Source organism: Sphingomonas gellani, from assembly GCF_900110035.1.
Classification (GTDB): domain Bacteria; phylum Pseudomonadota; class Alphaproteobacteria; order Sphingomonadales; family Sphingomonadaceae; genus Sphingomonas; species Sphingomonas gellani.
Genome location: NZ_FOCF01000003.1, coordinates 282,845 through 305,251, shown reverse-complemented (window position 1 = coordinate 305,251; position 22,407 = coordinate 282,845). Strand labels below are relative to the sequence as shown.

General features: G+C 67.1%; 16 protein-coding genes and 1 tRNA gene. 10 read left to right on the top strand and 7 right to left on the bottom strand.

The genetic code is table 11. The annotated features are described in order from the left end of the window. Positions 1-352 precede the first annotated feature (352 nt). From BMX37_RS08320 to BMX37_RS08280, 9 genes are all read left to right on the top strand, one after another. On the top strand, positions 353-919 hold the full coding sequence (locus tag BMX37_RS08320) for an RNA polymerase sigma factor (protein WP_170841895.1): 567 nt from the start codon (positions 353-355) through the stop codon (positions 917-919). Further along, complete coding sequence (locus BMX37_RS08315; protein WP_093665259.1) at positions 916-1,869, top strand: FecR family protein; 954 nt, start codon at positions 916-918, stop codon at positions 1,867-1,869. Before BMX37_RS08320 ends, BMX37_RS08315 begins: the two co-directional genes overlap by 4 nt. Positions 1,870-1,963: 94 nt before the next feature. Further along, positions 1,964-4,771 (top strand): TonB-dependent receptor, encoded by a 2,808-nt coding sequence (locus tag BMX37_RS08310; protein ID WP_244501460.1) that lies wholly within the window; start codon positions 1,964-1,966, stop codon positions 4,769-4,771. After that, positions 4,771-6,081 carry a hypothetical protein gene (locus BMX37_RS08305; protein ID WP_093665258.1) on the top strand — a complete coding sequence of 437 codons (1,311 nt, stop codon included), beginning with the start codon at positions 4,771-4,773 and terminating at the stop codon, positions 6,079-6,081. Before BMX37_RS08310 ends, BMX37_RS08305 begins: the two co-directional genes overlap by 1 nt. Position 6,082: 1 nt before the next feature. Beyond that, entirely contained in the window at positions 6,083-7,390 is a 1,308-nt protein-coding gene (locus BMX37_RS08300) for a family 1 glycosylhydrolase (protein WP_093665257.1), read from the top strand. A 122-nt stretch (positions 7,391-7,512) separates the two neighbouring features. Further along, the gene (locus BMX37_RS08295) at positions 7,513-8,571 is read left to right on the top strand and encodes an alpha/beta hydrolase (protein ID WP_244501459.1); all 1,059 of its coding nucleotides are present in this window, start codon (positions 7,513-7,515) and stop codon (positions 8,569-8,571) included. Further along, positions 8,568-9,917 (top strand): alpha/beta hydrolase family protein, encoded by a 1,350-nt coding sequence (locus BMX37_RS08290; protein WP_093665256.1) that lies wholly within the window; start codon positions 8,568-8,570, stop codon positions 9,915-9,917. The genes BMX37_RS08295 and BMX37_RS08290 overlap by 4 nt, the downstream gene beginning before the upstream one ends. Further along, the gene (locus BMX37_RS08285; RefSeq protein WP_093665387.1) at positions 9,914-11,521 is read left to right on the top strand and encodes a long-chain-fatty-acid--CoA ligase; all 1,608 of its coding nucleotides are present in this window, start codon (positions 9,914-9,916) and stop codon (positions 11,519-11,521) included. Before BMX37_RS08290 ends, BMX37_RS08285 begins: the two co-directional genes overlap by 4 nt. 592 nt (positions 11,522-12,113) lie before the next feature. Further along, entirely contained in the window at positions 12,114-12,860 is a 747-nt protein-coding gene (locus BMX37_RS08280) for a 3-keto-disaccharide hydrolase (protein WP_093665255.1), read from the top strand. Between the two features lie 137 nt (positions 12,861-12,997). Here the strand turns inward: BMX37_RS08280 and BMX37_RS08275 are convergent. Then, positions 12,998-13,088 (bottom strand) — tRNA-Ser (locus BMX37_RS08275). A 94-nt stretch (positions 13,089-13,182) separates the two neighbouring features. Between BMX37_RS08275 and BMX37_RS08270 the strand changes: the two genes are divergently transcribed. Then, complete coding sequence (locus BMX37_RS08270) at positions 13,183-14,067, top strand: peptidylprolyl isomerase (protein WP_093665254.1); 885 nt, start codon at positions 13,183-13,185, stop codon at positions 14,065-14,067. A 54-nt stretch (positions 14,068-14,121) separates the two neighbouring features. Here the strand turns inward: BMX37_RS08270 and BMX37_RS08265 are convergent, their stop codons facing one another. The 6 genes from BMX37_RS08265 to BMX37_RS08240 all read right to left on the bottom strand — a co-directional run bounded on the left by BMX37_RS08265 (position 14,122) and on the right by BMX37_RS08240 (position 22,407). After that, positions 14,122-14,706 (bottom strand): ABC-type transport auxiliary lipoprotein family protein, encoded by a 585-nt coding sequence (locus BMX37_RS08265; protein ID WP_093665253.1) that lies wholly within the window; start codon positions 14,704-14,706, stop codon positions 14,122-14,124. A 17-nt stretch (positions 14,707-14,723) separates the two neighbouring features. Continuing rightward, the gene (locus BMX37_RS08260; protein ID WP_093665252.1) at positions 14,724-15,686 is read right to left on the bottom strand and encodes an MlaD family protein; all 963 of its coding nucleotides are present in this window, start codon (positions 15,684-15,686) and stop codon (positions 14,724-14,726) included. Continuing rightward, a complete protein-coding gene (locus BMX37_RS08255; RefSeq protein WP_244501458.1) occupies positions 15,686-16,663 on the bottom strand; it encodes an ABC transporter ATP-binding protein in 978 nt (325 codons plus the stop codon). Before BMX37_RS08255 ends, BMX37_RS08260 begins: the two co-directional genes overlap by 1 nt. Further along, complete coding sequence (locus tag BMX37_RS08250) at positions 16,663-17,769, bottom strand: ABC transporter permease (protein ID WP_093665251.1); 1,107 nt, start codon at positions 17,767-17,769, stop codon at positions 16,663-16,665. Before BMX37_RS08250 ends, BMX37_RS08255 begins: the two co-directional genes overlap by 1 nt. A gap of 84 nt (positions 17,770-17,853) precedes the next feature. Beyond that, positions 17,854-19,122, bottom strand: a complete 1,269-nt coding sequence (locus tag BMX37_RS08245) for a DUF445 domain-containing protein (RefSeq protein ID WP_244501457.1) — start codon at positions 19,120-19,122, stop codon at positions 17,854-17,856. Positions 19,123-19,176: 54 nt separating this feature from the next. Continuing rightward, entirely contained in the window at positions 19,177-22,407 is a 3,231-nt protein-coding gene (locus tag BMX37_RS08240) for an efflux RND transporter permease subunit (protein WP_093665250.1), read from the bottom strand.

Here is a 22,407-nt window from a genome sequence, read left to right as displayed (position 1 = left end):
GCTGTCATGACCTTTTGGTAATTCTGTCTTACCGCCCAAAGCTGCAAGGGTCATCCGGTTGAAATGGCAGGGCCAAGCCCGGCCCTCCCCGCCCCCCGTGTCCGCGAACAACTCCATGGTCGCGCTGACGCCGCTGCGTCCAAGATGTACGGGATCGGCAAGCTGTCGAAACATGGAGTTACAGCCGACGACTATTGCAAGCGGCTCTGCTCGCTCTGCCGCAACCACCATCCGTCAGCCACGCTCCCGTATCCTCACGGCGCAGAAGGCGTGCACGCGACGCTAGCCGTCAGTCGGCAGATCGGCCACGAACGCGTTACGGAAAGGCGTATCTCATTCGTCTGGAAGGGCAATGGAGGACGACGATCATCTGCGACGCTGGTTCGTTCGCGATATCCTGCCCTATGAGCGGGAACTGGAGCGCTACATAGCGCGCAGTTGCCGCGACCGCGCGGAAATCGCCGATATCCGGCAGGATGTGTATGCGCGGCTGATCGCAGGCGGCATGGCGGCGCGCGCCCAGTCCGCGCGTGCCTATCTGTTCACGGTCGCCCGCAACGTGTTGATCGATCGGGCGCGCAGGGCGAAGATCGTCTCCTTCGAACAGGTGGCCGATATCGAGAGTTCGTGGCAGCCGGACACGGACGCGTTCGAGCGGGCACTCACCGCTCGCGACGAGCTGCGCCGGGCAATGGAAGGGTTGGAACAGCTGCCGCCGCGTTGCCGCGAGGTCGTCCGCCTCCGCAAGGTGGAAGGGCTGGACATCCGCGAGACGGCGGCACGCCTGGGTGTCGGCCGGCATACCGTGGAACGCCAGCTGACTCTGGGGCTGCGCGCGATGGCGAACTACATGCTCGGCGGGAAGGGCCGCATCGTCCGCGCGCCCCTGATGCGTCGAAGCGAAGGAGGCGAGGCATGAGCACCGCCACCGACCTGGAACAGACCGCGGCAACCTGGCTTGTGCGCCGAGAGCAGCCCGGTTGGTCGGACGCCGACGATGCCGAGCTTGCCCGCTGGCTCGCGTCCGATGCGGCGAACAAGGCCGCTTACTGGCGGCTGGAGCATGGCTGGCAGCAGGCGGACCGACTTGGCTCCCGCCGGGGCGGGGATCGCTCGCCACCTAGCTTCGTGCCGCTCCGCCGATACTGGTCGGGTCTGGCCGCTTGCCTGCTGGTCGTCGCCTCCATCTCCATCACCGTCTCGCTGTTCACCCAGCGAGCGGCGCTCACGCCGGTGCGAATCGCGACCGCCATCGGCATGCAACGTCATGTCGTTCTGGCGGATGGCAGCCGGCTGGTCGTCAACACCGACAGTGCGCTGCGCACGGCGGTCGATCGCATGAGCCGTACCGTCTGGCTGGACCAGGGCGAGGCGTATTTCGAAGTCGCACATGATGCGCGCCATCCGTTCGTCATCCGCGCCGGTGACCGCCGGATCACCGTTCTCGGCACGCGGTTCTCCGTCAGACGCGATGGCGATGCGGTGCGCGTGTCGGTGGTGGAGGGGCGTGTGCGCGTGGAGGGCGCGGGACCGGAGACGGGCACGGCCGCCATCGTCACCGCCGGCGACGTCGCGGTGGCGCGCGGGGCTTCGCTGCTGGTCGTCGACCGATCGCCCATGGTGGTCGAGGAAGCGCTGAGTTGGCGCACCGGCATGCTGACCTTCGATCGCACGACGCTGGCCGACGCCGCGACGGAGTTCAACCGCTACAACCGGCAAAAGCTGACCATCGCCGATGAACGTGCCGCGCGGCTGCGCATCGGAGGATCGTTCCAGGCGACCAACGTCGAGGCGTTCGCGCGGCTGCTGCGCGGTGCCTTCGGGCTTCAGGTCCGCACCAGCAGCGACACCATCAGGGTCGAATCCTGATCGGCGTTACGGGTTTTTCGATCCTGATCGTCTGAGGGGAAAGGATGACCGCACAAGATGGCGGCGTCCCGGCGAACTCTGGGGGGAGGATCATATGAGTGACAGAACGCTGCTTCTCGTCGGCGCGGCAATGGCTGCTTTGGCCACCGCGCCCGTGGCGGCCCAGCCGGTCGGAAGTCAGCCGCCCGTCGCGATGCGGATCTATGCGATCGCGCCCGGCGCCATGAAATCCGCTCTCGACGCCTGGGCGCGGCAATCCCGGCGGCAGATCATGTACCGCAGCGAGGATCTGGTCGGCGTCAAGACCGGGGGAGTGGCGGGCCGTCTGCAGGATCTGGATGCCCTCAACGCCATTCTGATCGGGTCCGGGCTGGTGATGCACCGTGACGCGAGCGGTGCGATCGCGATCACGCGTGGCGGCGCGCACCCGTTCCCGGTTACCGCCATGCGGTCCGTCACCACGACGCAGTTGCCCGGCGCCCCCGCGGCACAACAGACCCCATCCGACCCATCCGCTTCGGACGATAGCGCCGCCATCGGTGACATCGTGGTGACGGCACGTCGCACGGAGGAACGGGCGCAGCGCGTGCCGGTCTCGCTCACCGCCTTCACGCAGGAGATGATCCGGGAAAAAGGGATCAGCACCGCAACCGATCTCCAGAACTTCACACCTTCGCTGACCGTGCTGGGCGACGTGCGGCGGAACCAACAAACCTACACCATTCGGGGGCTGGGCGGTGGCGGCGGGGCCGGCACCGGCAGCGGCCCGGGGGTCGTCGGCTATTTCGCCGAGGTTCCGTCCTCGGCAAGCGGGCCGGGCAACTTCTTCGACCTCGCCTCGCTCCAGGTGCTGAAGGGGCCGCAGGGCACGCTGTTCGGCCGCAATTCGACCGGGGGTGCCGTGCTGCTGGAACCTGCCCGGCCGAAGATGAACATGGTCGAGGGCTATGTGCAGGGGACGCTCGGCAATCTGCGCCGACGGAGCGGGGAAGGCGCGATCAACATCCCGCTGATCGACGACGTGCTGGCGGTCCGCGTCGCCGGCCAGTTCGACAAGCGCGACGGCTATGTCCGCGATGCCGTCACCGGGCGCGACTATCTGAACCGCAACGCATATTCGCTGCGTCTCGGTGTCCAGTTCAATCCCACGGATACGATCAGCAGCTACACCGCGCTCAACTACATCGACGTGGACGAACATGGCGGCGGCAGCGTCCTGCTGGCCGTCCGACCGGGGAGCACCTACGCCGCCCTGCTCCAGCCTCTGCTTGCGCAGCAACAGGCGTGGGGCGTGCGCAAGATCGCGCTCAGCACGCCGACCTTCGAGAAGGCGAAAAGCCTGCTGGTCCTCAACAACACGGAATGGCGCCCCACCGACACCCTGACGATCAAGAACATCGTCAGCTACGCCCGCACGCGATCCAACGCGGCAACCGATCGCGATTCCACGGTGCTGCCGATCGCCGATCTGCTCGGCGCCTTTCCGGGCAGCTACAACGACAATCTGCGTACCGTGACCGAGGAGCTGCAGCTCCGCTACGACGATGGCACCTTCCGGCTGCAGGGCGGCGGCTTCTATCTGGATCAGAAGAGCCCGCAACCGCTGACGTTCGTGACCCGCAATCCGCTCCAGGCCGGCGGCATCCTCGGCGGTGGGCCGATCGTCATCCCTGCTCGGATCCAGCCGTTGCTCGGTATCGACGGCCCGTTGCTCCCCGCCATCAGCGTCCAACCCGATGCGTCGGTGCGCGGGCGCAGCAAGGCCTTGTACGCGCAGGCCCAGTACAAGATCGTCCCGACACTGACCGCGACGGCCGGCTTCCGCTGGTCCTGGGATTCCTTTGGCGGCGACATCAGCTCCTACCAGGATGCGGCGAGTTACCAGGTCTTCAACCGGCTTGCCGCACTGGGACTGATCAAGCCTTTGCAGGCGGCGCAGGCGATCGCCCTGAACGCCAATCTGTGCGTGTACGATGCCTTCCTAGCCGTCGCGGCGGGCGCTCTGCCCTCACGCTATTACCCCAACTGTACGAAGCCGAGCTTCGCGGGGAAAAGCGATGGCCCGACCTGGCAGCTTGGGCTGGACTGGCAGGCCGACCCCACCACCCTCGTCTATGCCGTATCGCGGCGCGGCTATAAATCGGGTGCGAACAACCCCATCGTGACCCTGTTCCTGGGCAACGACTATCCGCTCGCGGCGGTGAAGCCGGAACGGGTCACGGACGCGGAGATCGGGATCAAGCGCGACTGGGACGTCGGCGGGGTCAAGGTCCGGACCAACGCTGCCGCTTTCTACACCTGGTTCAACAACATACAGGTGATCCAGCGCGCGGCGATCGCCGGATCCGACATTCTGGCCAATGCCCAAAAGGCACGCGTGGTCGGCGCGGAGTTCGAAGGGGTCATACAGCCGTCCAAATGGCTGACGGTCAGCGGCACCTATTCGTTCAACGACGCCAAATACACCGATTACACCACCATCCCGATCCCGGCGATCCCGGCCGCGCTCAACACGCCCGCGCAGCCGGCCCGCAACCTGGTCGGCACGCCCTTCACCTTCGTCGCCAAGCACAAGTTCAGCCTGGACGGGCGCGTCGGACTGCCGATCCCCGAACGTGAGGGCGATCTGGGCCTTCGCGCGACATACAGCTGGCAGTCGCGTCAACTCGTCGCCGCCGACCCGCAGCCGTTCGACTCGATCGCTCCATACGGGCTGCTCAATCTCAGACTGGAGTGGAAGGATGTGCGCGGCGCGCCCCTCGATCTGGCGATCTACGGCACCAACGTCCTGGACAAGGAATATCGCATCACGGCCAATACCGGTTACAACAATTCCGGGTTCAGCAACTCGATCTACGGCGAACCGGCGCAATATGGGCTCGAACTGAGGTATCGGTTCTGATGCGGCGCGCATGGCTCCTGATCGGCGTTCTGGCCGTGGTGGGTTGTGGCGAACGGCCGGAACGCCGCGCGCTGTCAGGCGAACAACAGGCTCTGGTCGCCCGGATGGCCATGGCGGGCGCAACCGATCTCGACGCGAACGGCCGGGCAGACGGGGGCATGAGCGTTGCCGGCAAGCTGGCCGGCCGCGCCTTCGGCATAGCGGTGCCCGCGCGCTGGAACGGTGACGCGGCGCTGTTCGCAAACGGCTATTCGATACCCGGATCGCCAGTGTCGGTGCCCGCCGATCCAGCCGCCAGGGATCCGTCCGGCGGCTTCCTCTCCGCGGCGTATCGCGATGGATTCGTGATCGGTCAAAGCGCGTTCGACAAGCCGGCGATGGCGGTGAAAAGCGGGGTCGCCAACACGCTGCGCCTGCGCCGGTGGCTGCAACGGCTGGGAACACGGCGCTTCTACGTCGGCGGCGGGTCGATGGGCGGTAACATCGTCATGGCGCTGATCGAAAAACATCCCCACGCCTTTGTCGGCGCGATGACGGCGTGCGGCGTCACCGGCGACTGGGGAGCGGAGATCGGCCACCTGGTCGACCTGCGCGCGGTCTATGACGCGCAAACGCGCGGCACCGACTATGCCCTGCCGGGCGAGCACGACCTGGCCCGCGACGCCCTGTCGCCGACGCCGCCGACCGGATTGGGCTTCGCCCGCCCGGCCTGGCTCTACATGCAGATCAAGCGGATGAGCAGCCCGATCGCCAAGCTGTTCGCCGCCGCGCAGAAGCGGCCTGACGGGCCGGAAGCGGCGATGGTCCGGCGCATCGCCACCGCGGCCAACGCCGATCCCGATCCCGCCAGTTTCATGTTCCCGATCATGACCGCGATGGTCGGCATGAACGACATGCGCGCCAGCTTCGGCGGTGTCGTCTATGGCAATGACGGCAAGCACTATCCCGGATCGCCTTCGCTTGACCGCGCCGTCAACCGAGTGGTGGCCGACTCGCAGGCCATGCGTTTCGCCGACACGTGGTACCGATCGACCGGGCACTTCGCGGTTCCGCTGCTCAGCATCCACAACCCTCATGACGGACTGGTCTTCGCCGATCAGGCGACACTGCTGCGCGACCGCGTCAGGGCGGCCGGGAACGATCGCAACTTCCTGCTGCTGTGGGCGCCATCGCAGCAGAAGGAGATACCGGGCACCGGTCTGAAGGGCTGGGCGCATTGCGGTTTCACACCGCGCCAGGCTCAGGTGATGTGGCGGACACTCCACCAGTGGGTGGAAACCGGGCACCGCCCCGACAGGGAGCGGTACTGACATGGCCGGAGTTGACCGACGACGCGCGATGGGCCTGATGGCAGGCGGCACCGCCGCGCTGGCGCTGCCACGCCCTGCTTCCGCCGTCCCGTCCCGCGAAGCCTTTCTTTGGGGCGCCGCCACGGCCGGCCATCAGGTGGAAGGCAACAACTACGCCGCCGACATGTGGCTGCTGGAACAGGTGACGCCCACCGTCTTCAAGGAGCCATCCGGCGATGCCTGCGACAGCCTCCATCGCTGGCGCGAGGACATCGCGATCGTCAGGCGCCTCGGCCTCAACTGCTATCGGTTTTCCGTGGAGTGGCCCCGGATCGAGCCGGCAAAGGGACAGTTCAGTCAGGCCTATCTCGATCACTACGCCGCCATGGTCGATCATTGCCGCGATCAGGGGCTGGCGCCGGTCGTCACCTTCAACCACTTCACCACACCGCGCTGGTTCGCTGCGGCGGGTGGGTGGGAACAGCCGGACGCCCCACAGCTTTTCGCGCGCTATTGCGAGAGGGTGGCGCGTGCGATGGCCGGCGGGATCAGCCACGCGCTGACCTTCAACGAACCCAATCTCGCCCTGGGCGGCAAATGGTCCGCCACTCCGATGCCGCCGGCCGCGATCGCCAAGATGCGCGCCTGCGTCGCCGCCGCCGCCCGGGCGAGTGGGTCGGACCGTTACTCGCTCCTCAACGCCGGCGATCCCGAACCCATGATTCCCGGCGTGACCGCCGCCCATGTCGCCGCGCGCGCCGCGATCCGCGCGGTGCGCGGCGACCTGCCGATCGGCATGAGCCTGGCCATCCCCGACAATGTGCCTGTCGGCGCCGACAGCGGCATCGATCGCAAGCGGCAGGAGATCTACGGCCCCTTCTTCGCGGTGATGGACAAGGACGATTTCGTCGGCGTCCAGACCTATGGCCGGGCATGGGTGGGCCGCGACCGGGACGTGCCGGCGCCCGCCGGTGCCGTGCGCCTGCCCGGCGGCGGGGCATGGTATCCGGACGCGATCGGCAACGTCGTCCGCTACGCACACGAGGCGACAGGCAAGCCGGTCCTTGTCACGGAAAACGGGATCGACGCCGCCGACGATACCCTTCGCCAGCGCTTCATCCCGTCGGCCGTCGCATCCGTTCAGGCGGCGGTTCGCGATGGCGTTCCCGTGCTCGGGTACATCCATTGGTCGCTGCTCGACAATTTCGAGTGGCTGTCCGGCTATGGGCCGAAATTCGGGCTGGTCGCGGTCGATCGCACCACCTTCGCCCGCTCCGTCAAACCCAGCGCGACCCTGTTCGGCCGGATCGCGCAAGGGCAGCGTGGCTGATGGCGTCGCTCGACAAGCGAACCGGTCCTGTCGCCGACGCTCGTCCGACCAAGCGATGGGAAGGGGAAACTCGCACCTGCCGCAACGGCGCACCCCGTCCTAGCATGGATGGAGGAAGAACAGTGACCCGGCTCTTTGCCTCCCTGACCCTTCTGGTCGCGGCCGCGGCGCAGCCCTGCGCGGCACAGCAGGTGAACGTACCCGCCTTTTCCCTGCCGCCGTCGAGCCAGCTCAGCCCGGAAGCGCGTAAGGTCCTGATCCGCATGCGCGAGGAAACCGCGCCCAAGAGCATAGCGGGCGACATCGTCAAGCAACGTGCCTTCTACCAGGCCTGGAACGACCGCCGCCTGGTTGAGATGCACCGGGTCTTTGCGACACGCACGGCCCATGAGCTCATCGGCGGGGTGGCGGTCGATATCGTCACTCCGACAGGCGGCGTCCCCCCAGCGCAGGCGAACCGCGTCCTGCTGAACGTCCATGGCGGTGCGTTCATGTGGGGATCGGGGAGTGGCGCCCTGGTCGAAGCGATACCGATCGCGGCAACCATGAAGGTCAAGGTGATCACGGTGGATTACCGCATGACCCCCGAACATCATTACCCCGCCGCGTCGGAGGATGTGACGGCGGTCTACCGCGCGCTGCTCAAGCGCTACCGGCCGGAAAACATCGGTATCTATGGTTGCTCGGCAGGCGGCGTGATCACCGCGCAAGCGACCGCGTGGATCCACAGACAGCGCCTGCCGAGACCCGGCGCGATCGGCACCTTCTGCGGCACGGGCGCCGGCTATTCCGGCGACAGCCCCTATCTTGCCGGCCCGACCACCGACGGCGACGTTCTGGCCGCACCCTCGCTGCCCGCAACGATCCCGAGCCCATACATGGCGGGCGTCGCGGCCGACGATCCGCAGGCCTATCCGCTCGACGCCGATGCGGAGGTGAAGGCGATGCCGCCAACCCTGCTCCTGGCGGGGGGACGTGATTTCGCGGTCAGCGCGCTGACGCTTGCGCACCGGCGGCTGGCGAAGGCGGGTGTCGAGAGCCAGCTCCACATCTTCGACGGCCTGCCGCACGCCTTCTTCATGTGGCCGGACATGCCGGAATCGCGCGAAGCGTATCGCATCGTTTCCACCTTTTTCGACCGTCATCTCGGCTCTCGTCCGCTTGAAAGGAACGATCAATGATCCGTCGCCGATTGGCCCTCTCGCTTGCGCCGCTGATCCTCGTGACGGCCGCCGTGACGGCGACCGATACGCCGCCACAGCCGCTCACCCCTGAGCAGGCGGCGCTGGTTCAGCGGGCGAAGGGTCTCGGCGTCAACGATGTCGTCCTGGCGCCCGCGGCTGGTGGCGGATTTACGCTCGATGGCAAGATCGAGGGCGATCAGTTCGCGCTGGCTTTCCCCGCGAATTGGCGGGGCGACGCCCTGTTGTTCGCCCATGGCTACTCCACGCCAGGCACGCCGGTCGCCGTCGCGGCCGATCCGGTTACCCAGGGTCCCGGCACGGGCCTGCTCGGCGATGCTTATGCGCAGGGGTTTGCCGTCGGCCACAGCGCCTATGACAAGGCGGGGCTAGGCGTCGAGACGGGCGTCACCAACACGAAGCGGTTGCGCGACCTGGTCGCCGGGCTTGGCGGCAAGCGCATCTATGTCATGGGCGACTCGATGGGCGGCGGGATCGTCGTCACCCTGCTGGAAATGTACCCAAAGGCGTTCGCGGGCGGTTTTGCCCGATGCGGGGTCGTCGACGACTGGCAGGACCTGCTCGGCCGTCTCATCGACATGCGGCTCGCCTACAACGTGCTGACAAAGGGCACGCCCTACGCCCTGCCGGGGGAACAGGACGTGCGCCGCAACGCCGTCGCACCAGAGCCGCCTGCGGGAACGCCGGACGCGCTGGCCCAGCCCTATGTGTTCGGCCAGATCGGCAAGGTCGGCGCGGCCCCGCTTGCGCTATGGGCCGCAGCGCAAAAGGAGCCCGGTGGTCAGGCCGCAAAGATCGTCCGCGCCGTCACTGCGATCGGCGGCTTCGACTATGATGCCGCCGCGCTGGCCTACCCGCTTGTCACCGCTTCGCTGGGCGCGGAGGACATGGCGGCGACGGCGGGGGGCTGGGTGTACGGCAATGTCGGCAAGGTCTACGTGGCGCCCGGTCTGACGGCACAGGAACAGGCCACGCTCAACCGCGGCATCCAGCGCGTCGAGGCAGACCCGCAGGCACTCGCCTATCTGAAGCGCTGGCATACCGCCACCGGCCGCATCGCGACACCGCTGGTGACGATCCACAACCGGATCGATTCACTCGTTCCCTATACGCAGGAGGAACAGCTCGGCGCCGCCGTCGCCAAGGCCGGACGCGGACGCTATCTGGTGCAATATGGTGTGCCGCCGACCAAGGCGCCGCTGCCGATCGGAGGGATCGAGGGCTACACCCATTGCGGATTCGACAAGGCCCAGACACAGGCTGCATGGACCGCGCTGCGCCGTTGGGTCGAGACGGGATCGAAGCCGTCGGCGACCCTTCCATGAACCAGGGCCACCGTTTCGCCGCGCCGGGGCCCGACGTCTATCGCTATCCGTTGCTGATCCGCCATCTGCTGCAAAGCGCGATGGACAATCGCAGCACCAACGAGATCGTCGGGACGGACGGGCGCCGCCACGGATATGCGGAGCTCGACCGCAGGATCGGACGGCTCGGCGCGGTGCTCACGGACCTGGGCGTTCGTCCCGGCGACACCATTGCCGTGATGGATTGGGACAGTCACCGCTATCTTGAGGCATATTTCGCGATCCCGATGCTGGGGGCCGTGCTCCAGATGGTCAACGTGCGGCTGTCGCCTGAGCAGATCGTGTTCACGCTGCAGGACAGCGGCGCCACGCTGCTGCTGTTCCATAGCGACTTTGCCCCGCTGGTCGCCGACCTGAAGGGACGCCTGCCACTGATCGATCGCTGGATCGTGATGCACGATGGCGCCGGAGTCGGAGCGACAAGCGCCGATGCGGAATACGAGGCGTTGCTGGCGGCGGAGGCGGAACTGCATCCGTTCGAAGATTTCGACGAGAATGCCCTCGCCACCACCTTCCACACCACCGGTACGACCGGCCTCCCAAAGCGGGTGGCGTTCAGTCACCGGCAGCTCGTGCTGCACACGCTGGCGATCATGAGCGCATTTTCGATGCGGCCCGAACGCCAAAGGCTGACCACGGCCGACGTGTACATGCCTCTTACGCCCATGTTCCATGTCCACGCATGGGGCCTTCCCTATGTCGCGACGCTGATGGGGGTGAAGCAGGTCTATCCCGGTCGCTACATCCCCGACCGTCTGATCGCCCTTCAACGGCAGGAGGACGTGACCTTTTCCCATGGCGTGCCGACGATCCTCCAGATGCTGCTGGGCGCGCTGGGCGACGCTCGCCCGTCACGGCCATGGAAGATGATCGTCGGCGGCTCCGCCCTGGCCCAGCCGCTGCACGACGCGGCCGCCGCGCACGACATCCACGCCTTCGCCGGCTACGGCATGTCGGAAACGGCACCGGTCGTCACGCTCGCCCGTCTCGATTCGGACGACCCGGACGAAGAGCGGGGCCGCGCCCGGTTGGCCGGGCAGCCGATCCCGCTGGTTCAGGTGCGGGTTGTCGATACGGAGATGCAGGACAGCGCCGAAGGTGAGCTGGTGGTCCGCGCGCCATGGCTGACCGCAGGCTATGGTACGGACGAGGCCGCGTCCGCCGATTTGTGGCGTGGCGGCTGGCTCCACACACAGGACGTCGCGCGGATCTGTGATCGTGGCGACGTCGAGATCCGCGATCGGCTGAAGGACGTCATCAAGACTGGCGGCGAGTGGGTATCGTCCACCCAGATCGAAGAACTTGTGATGCAATACCCGGACGTTGCTGCGGCAGCGGTCGTCGGTGTTCCGGATGCCCGATGGGGCGAACGTCCGATCCTGTTCGTGGTGGCGTCCGGCCACCATCCCACATTGGCGGCGATGCACGCGCACCTGTCGCTCCACGTCGATCGGGGCGCCATCAGCCGCTATGCACTCCCCGACCGCTTGATCATGCTCGACGACCTGCCACGCACCAGCGTCGGCAAGATCGACAAAAAAGCGCTCCGCAACATGCTGGCGTGACCTGACGAATGCGAGGGTTCGCGTCCGGCCGGTACTTTGTATGCTGGTGCCGTGGCCGACCGAGCGCCTGCGGGTCGAGCTCATATCTCCTGGCAGCGGCTTAACAGGATGGCGGTGGGAGTTCAGGAGGGACATACGCGGACGCAAAGGACGCATTTGTCGTTACGAACTTCTACCATCACGCAGACGCCAGTATGAGCCGGGTCATCGGAACGGTGGATCGGCGCCTGCGGGCCCAAGCGGCAGCCCGCTGCCTTCGGCCACGGGCGGCAAACATCGACCTGTGCAATGCCCACGCGATTCTCATGCGCTGAATAGAAACAGCACAAGCCGCCTCTCGCTGGAGTTTCGCGACGGCTGAGGAGCGAGGTTTGGAGCGACAAAGATCGGCCTAGCCGGTATCGCGGACCAGACTTGCTGCGCCAATCGCGCATCTGGCGATCGGTGCTACTGCGCTCATCGAGACAAGCGTCCGCATCGTCTTTCGCTCGCCCGATCTGCATAGTCCGCGGCTCCTTGTAAACGATGGAACAGTCGGTAAGCCTGTTCAGCGGCGGCTTAACAGCACGGCAAATTTCGCAGGAGAACCACCATGCGCATGGCATTCGGCATCGGCGCGGCAATCGTGTTCATGGCGTCATCGATGCCGGTGCAGGCCAAGGAACGCGACAACGTTCTAACGGCTCAGGAACGCGCTCAGGGCTGGCGGCTGTTGTTCAACGGACGCGACTTGTCTGGATGGCGATCGTTCGACGGCACGCCCCCGGCGCAGACATGGACGGTGCGCAACGGCACGCTGGCGCTGACCAAGACCGACGGACAGATGAGCGGCACCGATCTGGTGACGTCCGACACGTTTGGCGCGTTCGAACTGACGCTCGACTGGAAGGTCGAGCGGGGCGGCAATAGCGGCATCCTGTATCTGGCGCGCAGGATGCCTGATGCACCGCTACTGTACCAGACCGGACTGGAGATGCAGGTTCTGGACGATGAAGGTCATGCGGACGGCAGGATTCCGACGCACCGGGCCGGATCGCTCTACGACATGACGGTGCCCCCGTCGGGCGCGTCGCATCCTGCCGGAAGCTGGAACCATGCGCGGCTGCTGGTGGAGAGCGGACGTATCCGGCAGTGGCTGAATGGCACACTAACCGCTGATGTCTCCTATGCCGACGACGCGTGGCGCAAGCGGATCGCAGCCTCGAAGTTCGCCAAAATGCCGCTGTTCGGTACCTTCTCCAGCGGCGTCATCGGATTACAGGACCATGGCGAGCCGGTTGCGTTCCGCAACATCAAGCTGCGCCGGATCGCCGCGTCGGCAACGAGCGCGGTGAGGTGAAGTCAATCTGGTTGGGGCAGCCGCTACGATCAAGACGTGGTCTTGGTGAGGCCGGTCGCGGCGAAAGGCGAAGCGCCGATTTCTGCGAATCTACAGCAAATTTGAGATGTTCTTGCGAGCCCTGCAGGGGCTAGATGTGGCGGAGCGGGAGGGATTCGAACCCTCGATACGGTTTTGCCGTATACTCACTTTCCAGGCGAGCGCCTTCGACCACTCGGCCACCGCTCCGCATCTGTGATGCCTGGAAGCGATGCGCCCTAATGCGCTCCGGCGCGCGGTGCAAGCGATTGCGCGTTGCGGGGCGGTTCGGCAGGATGACGACATGATCGCTGCGCTTTTCGCCACCCTTGCCGCGGCTGCTGCCGCTCCCCTGCCTCAGGCCGCCCCGGCCGCCTTGCCCTCCGATCCCGTGGAGGCGGATTGGCGCGCCATTCCGGACGACGAACTGCTGGTCATGACCTTGGCCGGGGGGCGGCGGGTGCTGATCCGCCTGGCGCCCGGCTATGCGCCCGAGCACGTCGCCAACGTCCGACGCCTCGCGCTGGCGCGTTGGTGGGATGCGGCCAGCGTCTATCGCGTGCAGGAGAACTGGGTCGCGCAGTGGGGCGACGCGACCGAGAAGAAGCCGCTTCCGCCCGGCATCGCGGCGCGGCCCGCGGCAGAGTTCGACCTGTCCGCCTTCCGCCCGGCGATACGGTTGCGCGTCAGCGACGCCTATTCGCGCACCAGCGGGATCACGGCGGACGGTTGGGCGATCGCGAGCGGCCGGCCGGGCACGGCGGAGGCCACGGGCGCGGGCTGGATGGCGCATTGCTATGGCACGGTCGGCGTCGCGCGCGATGCGTCGCCGGATACCGGCACGGGGGCGGAGCTGTTCATGCCGATCGGTGGTTCCGCGCGGCGGCTCGATCGCAATTACACCATCGTCGGGCGCGTGATCGAAGGGGCACCTCTGCTCTCCGGCCTGCCGCGCAGCGACGCACCGATGGGCATGTACGCGACGGAGGGAGAGCGCCTGCCGATCATCAGCGTCCGCCTTGCGAGCGACATGCCGGCAGCGTCGCGGCCAAAATACCAATATCGTGCCGCGGACAACGTCCGCTTCGCCGCCATGGTGGCATTGCGCGAGAACCCGAAGCCGCCCATGATCGGCCTGGGCGGCGTCGATGTGTGCGACGTGCCGCTGGCGACCCGGCCGGCGCCCTAGCCTCTTCGCCGATGTCAGGCAGCGGCGGCGAAGGTTACCGCTACCCGCAGCGGCTCAGCGACCGATCCAGTCCGCCACTTCGACCGCCACCTGGTTGGCGGCGGTGTTCAGCGCCGGACCGACGCTGGGCGCATCGATCTCTCCGACCGGCACCCGCGCTTCGAAGCGGCGCTTCTCGATCGCGGCGTCGCTGCGCCGCAACAAGGAGCCGTCGAACGTCACCACCGCCTCGCGGGTCGTCGCATCGATGCCGAACGTCCGAAGCTCACCCGTCAGCTGCCCCGCCGGCGTGCCGATCGCCTGGGCAGTGGACAAGACGACACGGCCGGTGCGCGCGGTCACCATGTCGGCCATCAGGCGCGCAAACAACCGCGCTGGCGGCTCCGCCCATTGCGCGTCCTTGACATAGGCCAGGCTGGTCGCGCTCGCCTGCACCGGCACACGTGCCGTCGCGAGGCTCGCCGGCACCGCAGGCACCTCGATCAGCAGGCCGGGCGCGTTCGCGGCGCTCTGCACCTGTCCGACCGGCACCGGCGAGGAGGACGACAGGGTCAGCAGAGAGGGCGGCGGCTTCGCTCCGAAGCTGATGCACGCGGCGAGTGGCAACGCACCGAGGACGATAGCGAGCGGGGTCTTCATGGCGGTCCTCATGTCACTCACTTGCCCTTGTAATCCGGAAGCTTGGACGATCCGAGCAACGAACCCGCGCCGCCCTGATCGACCTTTTCGGCGACCGACGACAGCGCCGTCGCGGTCACGCGCAGGTCGTGGACCAGCCGGTTGGCCTCCGGAATGGTGGTCTTGGAGAAGGTCTGCAATCCGGGGCGCGCATCCCCGATCGCGGCGTTCAGCGTGTCGGCGCTGGCCTGGGCGGAGGTGATCGCCTTGTTCAGGTTCTGCATCGCGGGACGCACATCCTGCGCCAGCGTGTCGTTCGTGGTGGCGGCAAGCGCACCCACCTGCTGGGCCGCATCGCCCGCCTGCTGGATCGCGACGCGAGTCTGCGCCAGCGTCGCCGCGATTTCCGGCCCGCGATCGGCCAGCGCGTCGGTCAGCCGGTTGGTGTTGTCCAGAATGCCCGCGATGGAGGCCTGGTTGCGATCGGTCAGCAGGCCGGTCAGCCGCTCGGTCAGGGTCGACAGGCGTTCCAGCAGCTGCGGCGCGGAATTGAGGATCGCGCCGATGCCGCCCGCCTTGGTCGGGATCACCGGCACGCCGTAGGGGCAGCTTTGCGCCAGATTGTTCTCGTCGCAGGTGATCGGCGGCGCGCCCTTCACGGCGCCGTCCAGCGAGACGGTGGACGGCCCGGTGAAGCTGCCCTGGATCGTGGCGGTGGTGCCGCGCAGGATCGGGGTGTCGTTGGTGACGCTGACCCTAACGCGCACGAATTGCGGGTCGTTCTTCCACAGCTGGATCGACTTCACCTGCCCGGCCGGCACACCCGAATAGGACACCGCCGACCCCTTGGCGAGGCCGTCGACCGACTGCTTGAAGAAGATGTCGTATTCCTTCTCGGTCGCATTGCCGATCCGCGCCAGCCACACGGTGCAGATGGCGAGCACGGCCAGCAGGATCAGCACCACGCTGCCGACAAGGACATGGTTAGAACGCGTTTCCATCAGCTGGTCCTTGCTGCGTGTTCGGGCAGCTCAGCGCCCGGATCGGTGGCGCGCTGCTGCGTCTCCACCTCTGTGGGATGTGCGGCGGCCTCGGCATCGGCGCCGCGCCCCGCATGATGTTCGGCGGCCCGATGGTTCGCCGGACCAATATCGGGTCCGTCGCCCTCGTGGCCGCCCTCCTGCGCTTCCTGCGTCGCTTCCGCGGCGCGCCCGCGCGGGCCCTTGAAATATTCCTGTATCCACGGATGGTCCAGCGCCAGCAGTTCCGGGATGGTGCCGACGGCGATCACCTTCTTGTCGGCCAGCACGGCGATGCGGTCACAGATCGCGTACAGGGTATCGAGGTCGTGGGTGATCAGGAAAACGGTCAGGCCCAGCGTCCGTTGCAGCGACCGCGTCAGCTGGTCGAACGCCGCCGCGCCGATCGGGTCGAGCCCGGCGGTCGGCTCGTCCAGGAACAGCAGCTCCGGATCGAGCGCCAGCGCGCGGGCCAGGCCGGCACGCTTCTTCATGCCGCCCGACAGTTCGGCCGGGTATTTCGGGCCGGCATCGGCGGGCAGGCCGGTCATCACGACCTTGTACGACGCGATCTCCGACGTCAGCGCCGGGTCCATGTCGCGATAGAACTCGTTCAGCGGCACTTCGACATTCTCGGCCACCGTCAGGGTGGAGAACAGCGCGCCGCCCTGGAACAGCACGCCCCAGCGCTTGCGGATTTCGACCGCCTCGGTTTCTTCGCGGCCGATGGTGGGTTCACCGAACACCGTGATCTCGCCGGCCAGCGGCGTCTGCAGGCCGATGATGGAGCGCATCAGCACCGACTTGCCGGTGCCCGACCCGCCGACCACGCCCAGGATCTCTCCGCGACGCACGTCCAGGTCCAGCCCGTCATGGACGATCTGGTCGCCAAAGCCGTTCTTCAGCCCGCGAACCGTGATGATCGGGTCGGCGCCCTCGCGAAAATGGCTGTCCGCCATCAGTCCCACCCGAGCCAAGTGAAGAACACCGCGAAGAACGCATCCAGCACGATGACCAGAAAGATCGCCTGCACCACCGCGGACGTGGTGCGGCTGCCGACCTGTTCGGCGTCCGCCTCGACCTGCATGCCCTGGAAGCAGCCCGCGATGGCGATGATCGCCCCGAACACCGGCGCCTTGATAAGGCCGACGAACAGGTCGGTGATCGGCACCACCTCGCGGATACGCTGGACATAGGTGACGAAGGGGATGTCCAGCTGCCACGCGCAGAGCAGCCCGCCGCCCATGATCGCGATCAGCGACGCGTAGAATCCGAGCAGCGGCATCAGCATTATCGCCGCCATGGTACGCGGCACGACCAGCGCCTCCATCGGCGACACGCCGATGGTGCGCATCGCGTCGATTTCCTCGGTCAGCTTCATGGTGCCGAGCTGCGCGGCGAAGGCAGACCCGGACCGACCGGCGACCATGATCGCGGTCATCAGCACGCCCAGCTCGCGCAACGTGATGCGCCCGACCAGGTTGATCGTGAATGCCTCCGCGCCGAACTGACGCAACTGCACCGCGCCCTGCTGCGCGATGACGATGCCGATCAGGAAGCTCATCAGGCCCACGATGCCCAGCGCCGCGACACCCACCGCCTCGAACTGCTGCACCACGGCATTGTAGCGGAAACGGCGCGGGTGGCGCATCACCGCCAGGAACGCCAGCGTCGTCGCGCCCAGGAAACCGAGCAGGCCGTACAGCGTGCGACCCGTCGTCACCACCGCGTCGCCGATCTCTCCGACGACGCGGGCGAAGGGCGACACGCGCGCAGGACGCCGGTCGACGGGCACGTCGGCGGCCGCGACCTGATCGAACAGGTTCTGCCCGTCCTCGTCCAGCCCCTGGATCTGCGCATCGTGCTTGGAGGCGAAGCGATGGACCACCCAGGCGCCGACCGTGTCGATCCGGTCCACACCGCTCAGGTCCACCGTGGCGACCTTGCCATCGACCCCGTCGAGTCGGTTCGGCAACGTGCCCAGCGACGACAGCGACAGGTCGCCGGAGAAGCGCACGACGCCCCCCTCGCTGCCATCCTGCGAAAAGTTAGCGGGCGCTCTCATCACCGTCTTCTTTGCGGGAAAGCGCGACGCACGGCAACTGGTTTGCTGAATGGGATGAAAGGTTTCGGCGCACCGGCCCGCGCTTCACAGCGCTAGGTCGATCGCGTGGATCGCCAGACCGACCAGCCCGCCGACCAGCGTCCCGTTGACGCGGATATATTGCAGGTCGCGCCCTACCGCGTTTTCCAGCCGGCGGGTGATCGTCGGCGTGTCCCATCCGCGCACCGTCTCCGACACCAGGCGCACGATCCCGTCGCCATAATCGGCCGCCGCCCCGACCGCGGCGCGGCGCACGAACCGATTGATCCCGCACGCAAGACGTCGGTCGCTATGCAGCGTGTCGCCGATCTGGCGCAGCACCTCGCCCAATTGACCCGACATCGCCGCCTCCGGATCGCGGGCGATGGCGAGCAGCATGCCGCGCATCTGCCCCCAAAGGCCCTCCAGCCAGCGGCCCACCGCCGGATTGTCGAGCAGGTCCTCCTTCAAATGCTCCACCTTGGCGCGGGTCTCGCGATCATAGCGCAGGTCCCACGCCAACCGGTCCAGCGCCTCCTCCGCGCGCAGCAACAGCGGGTGCGTCGGATCGTCCGCCATGTCGGCGAGCAGCTTTTCCAGACCACCGATCAGCTTGTCGGCAACCGTCTCGTCCAACCCGGTCCAGCGCAGCAGCGACCCCGCGCGGTCATGCACCATCTGGCGGATCAGGTGATCGTTGGCGCTCAGCGCGCGCGCGGCCCAGCGGATCACCGCCTCCAGCAACGGCTTGTGCCGGTTCTCGCGCATCGCGGCGACCATCATCCGACCGAGCAATGGCGACACCTGCGTGCCGCGCAGCCCGTCGCCCGCGACGTTACGGATCATGGCGCCGAGCCGCACCGGGTCTATCGCCTCCAGCACCTGCGCCACCATGCGCGACGCGCCCTGGCGGAACCGCCCCCCTGCTCCCTCCGGCGGATCGGTCAGCCAGTGGGATAGCGCGCCCGCCACATCGACCCGCCGCATGCGGCGCGCGATCACGGACGTCACCAGGAAATTGGTGCGCAGGAAGCTGGCCAGCTGGTCGCCGATCCGATCCTTGTTCCGGGGCACGATCGCGGTGTGCGGGATCGGCAGGCCCAGCGGGTGGCGGAACAGCGCGGTCACCGCGAACCAGTCGGCCATGCCGCCCACCATCGCCGCCTCCGCAAAGGCGCGGACGAAGCCCCAACCGGGATGGCTCTCCACCATCGCCCGGCTCAGCAGGAACAGGGCGGCCATCGCGATCAGCAGGCCGGTCGCCACCAGGCGCATGCGGACCAACCCAGCGGGCGCAGCCTCGTTCGCCAGCGGCGCTCGTCGGGTGGCGATCATGGCCGAAACAATCCCCCAGCGCGGGGATTGTTCAACGGCGACGTCTCCGGCCTGCTATTCGGCAGGATGCGCGTCAGGATCGAAACCGATGCGCGGCTGACCCTGGGCGATCGCCGGGCGCCCGGTGACGGCATCGACCACCACCGGCGTGACGGGTCCCTCGTCGCCGGGACGATAGGTGAGCAGGCGCCGGCCCAGCTTGCGGCCGATCGCCGTTTCGACGCCCAGCGCCAGGCTGAACAGCGACGGCACGATCAGCAGCGTCAGCAGCGTCGACAGGATCAGGCCGCCGATCACCGTGACGCTCATCGGCGCGCGGAACGAGCCATCGCCGGTCAGCGACAGGGCGGTCGGGATCATGCCGGCCACCATCGCCACCGTGGTCATCACGATCGGCTGCGCACGCTTGTGCCCGGCATCCAGGATGGCGTCGGCGCGGCGCACGCCCTTCGCCATCTCCTCCAACGCGAAGTCGACCAGCAGGATCGAGTTCTTGGCGACGATGCCGAGCAGCATCAGCAGGCCGATATACACCGGCAGGGACACCGGCATGCCCGCGATCTTCAGCGCGATGCACGCGCCGAGCGGCGCCAGGAACAGCGATCCCAGATTGACGAACGGCGGCAGGAATCGGCGGTACAACAGCACCAGCACGGAAAAGAGCAGGAAGAACCCCGCGCCCACCGCGATCACGATGTTGGTCAGCAACTCCGCCTGCTGCTTCGATTCGCCCACGCTCAGGCGCGACACGCCGACCGGCAGGTTCTTCATCGCCGGCAGCGCCTCGACCTTCTTCATGGCGTCGCCCTGCAACACGCCGGGCGCCAGATCGGCACCGATCGTCAACTGACGCTGCTGCGCGATGCGGTCGATCTGAGTCGGACCCGCGCCGAAGCCGATATCGGCGACGACCTTCAACGGAACGGACCCGCCGCTCTGGGTCGGGACGGCCAGGTTCTCGATGTTCGACAACCGCTCGCGCGCCGTCTGCGCGAACGCGACGCGGATCGGGATCTGCCGGTCCGACAAGGAGAACCGCGCCGAATTCTGGTCGATGTCGCCGATCGTCGCGACGCGGATCGCATTGGACAGAGCGGAGGTGGTGATCCCCAGATCGGCCGCCAGGTCCATGCGCGGACGGATCACGACCTCCGGCCGCTGCAGACCGCCCTCGGTGCGGGGCGCCTGCAACATCTTGAGGTGCGACATCTGTTCGACGATGCGATCAGCCGCCTCCGACAGCACCACCGGATCGTCACCGCCCAGCGTCAGCGTCAGGCCACGCGTCGGGCCGCCCCAGCCGCTGAAGTTCTGGAACGCGACCCGCGCGTCCGCTATCGCCGCCAGCTTGGGCGTCAACGACCGCTCGAACTGCTTGCTGGTCATCTTGCGATCTTCGGCCAGCGTCGCGGTGACCCGTCCGCTGCCGATGAACGCGCGCTGGTAGACGCGGGTCACCATGCCCTTTTGCGCGCCCAGGATGCCGGCGACGTGATGCACCACCGCCTCCGTCTGCTCCAGGGTCGAACCCGGCGGCATGTCGATCGACACGGACGATCGGTCGCTGTCGTTTTCCGGCTGGAACTGCTGCGGCAGGGTGGCGAAGATCACCACCGTCAGCACCAGCGCGAGGAACGCGATGCCGAGCACCCAGACGCGGTGGTCGAGCAGGCGCGCCGCCATGCGCCCCAATCGCCCGCGTGCCCGCGCCTTGGCCGCGCGCATCCGCTCCAAGCTGACCGTCCAGCGCAGCGTGTTCATGTACGCGCGCATAACGGGGCCGTCCGCGCCCTCCTGATGGCCGGTATCCTTCAGGAAATAGGCGGCGATCATCGGGGTGATCAACCGTGCGACGGCCAGGCTCATCAGCACGGACGCGACCACGGTCAGGCCGAAATTCTTGAAGAACTGGCCGGAGATGCCCGGCATCACCGACACCGGCAGGAACACCGCGACGATCGACATGGTGGTCGCCAGCACCGCCAGACCGATCTCGTCCGCCGCGTCGATCGACGCCTGATACGCGGTCTTGCCCATCCGCATGTGGCGGACGATGTTCTCGATCTCCACGATCGCATCGTCGACCAGCACGCCCGCCACCAGGCTGAGCGCGAGCAGGGTCATGCCGTTCAGACTGAACCCCAGCAGGTCCATGAACCAGAAGGACGGCACCGCCGACAGCGGGATCGCCAAGGCGGAGATCGCCGTCGCGCGCCAGTCGCGCAGGAACAGGAACACCACGATGACCGCCAGCACGGCGCCCTCGATCATGGCGTCTATCGCGCCGTGATATTCCAGCTCGGTGTCGGTGACGCTGGTGGACAACAACTGGAAGCGGACGCGCGGGTTGCGCGCCTCCAGCGCCTTCAGCTTCTTTTCCGCTTCATGGAAGACGGTGACGTCTGACGCGCCCTTCGACCGCTTGAAGTCGAAGGAGATCACCTGCTGCCCGTTGACCGCCGCACGGCTGACCTGTTCGGCAAAGGCGTCGCGCACATCGGCGATGTCGACCAGACGTACGGTTCGCCCGTTGCCGATGGAGATCAGCGTCTGGCCCAGCGCATAGGCGTCCTGCGCATTGCCCAGCACGCGCACCGCCTGTTCCGTTCCCGCGATGCGCGCCTTGCCGCCCGTCGCGTTCAGGTTCACCGCGCGCAGTTGCTGGTTCACGGCCGGCGCGGTGATGCCCAGCGCCTGGAGCTTCACCGGGTCCAGCGTCACCCGGATCTCGCGACTGACACCGCCGTTGCGGCTGACCCCGGCCAGCCCTGGGATGGTCAGCAGTTCACGCGTCACCGTGTCGTCGATGTACCAGCTCAGCTGTTCCACCGTCATGTCGCTGGTGGTGGCGGAGAAGTTGGCGATGTCGTTGTCGGTGGTGTCGACGCGTCCGATCTGCGGCTCCAGGATGCCATCGGGCAGGTCGGCGCGAATTTGAGTGATGGCGTTGCGCAGGTCGTTGACCGCGCGGTCGATATTGGCGCCGATCTGAAGCTGGACGACAGTGGTGGAGTCGCCCTCCTTCACCGTGGAGCGGAGTTCGTCGACGCCGGTCAACGATCGCGCCGCCGCCTCGACCCGCTTCGTCACCTGCGTTTCCAGCTCACTGGGCGCGGCGCCCGGCTGGCTGATCGAGACATACGCGATCGGGAAATCGATGTCCGGGTTCTGGTTGACGTCCATGCGCATGAAGCTGACGATTCCCGCCAGCGTCAGCGCGATGAACAACACGATGGGCGGAACCGGGTTGCGGATCGCCCAGGCCGATATGTTGCGAAAGCTCAT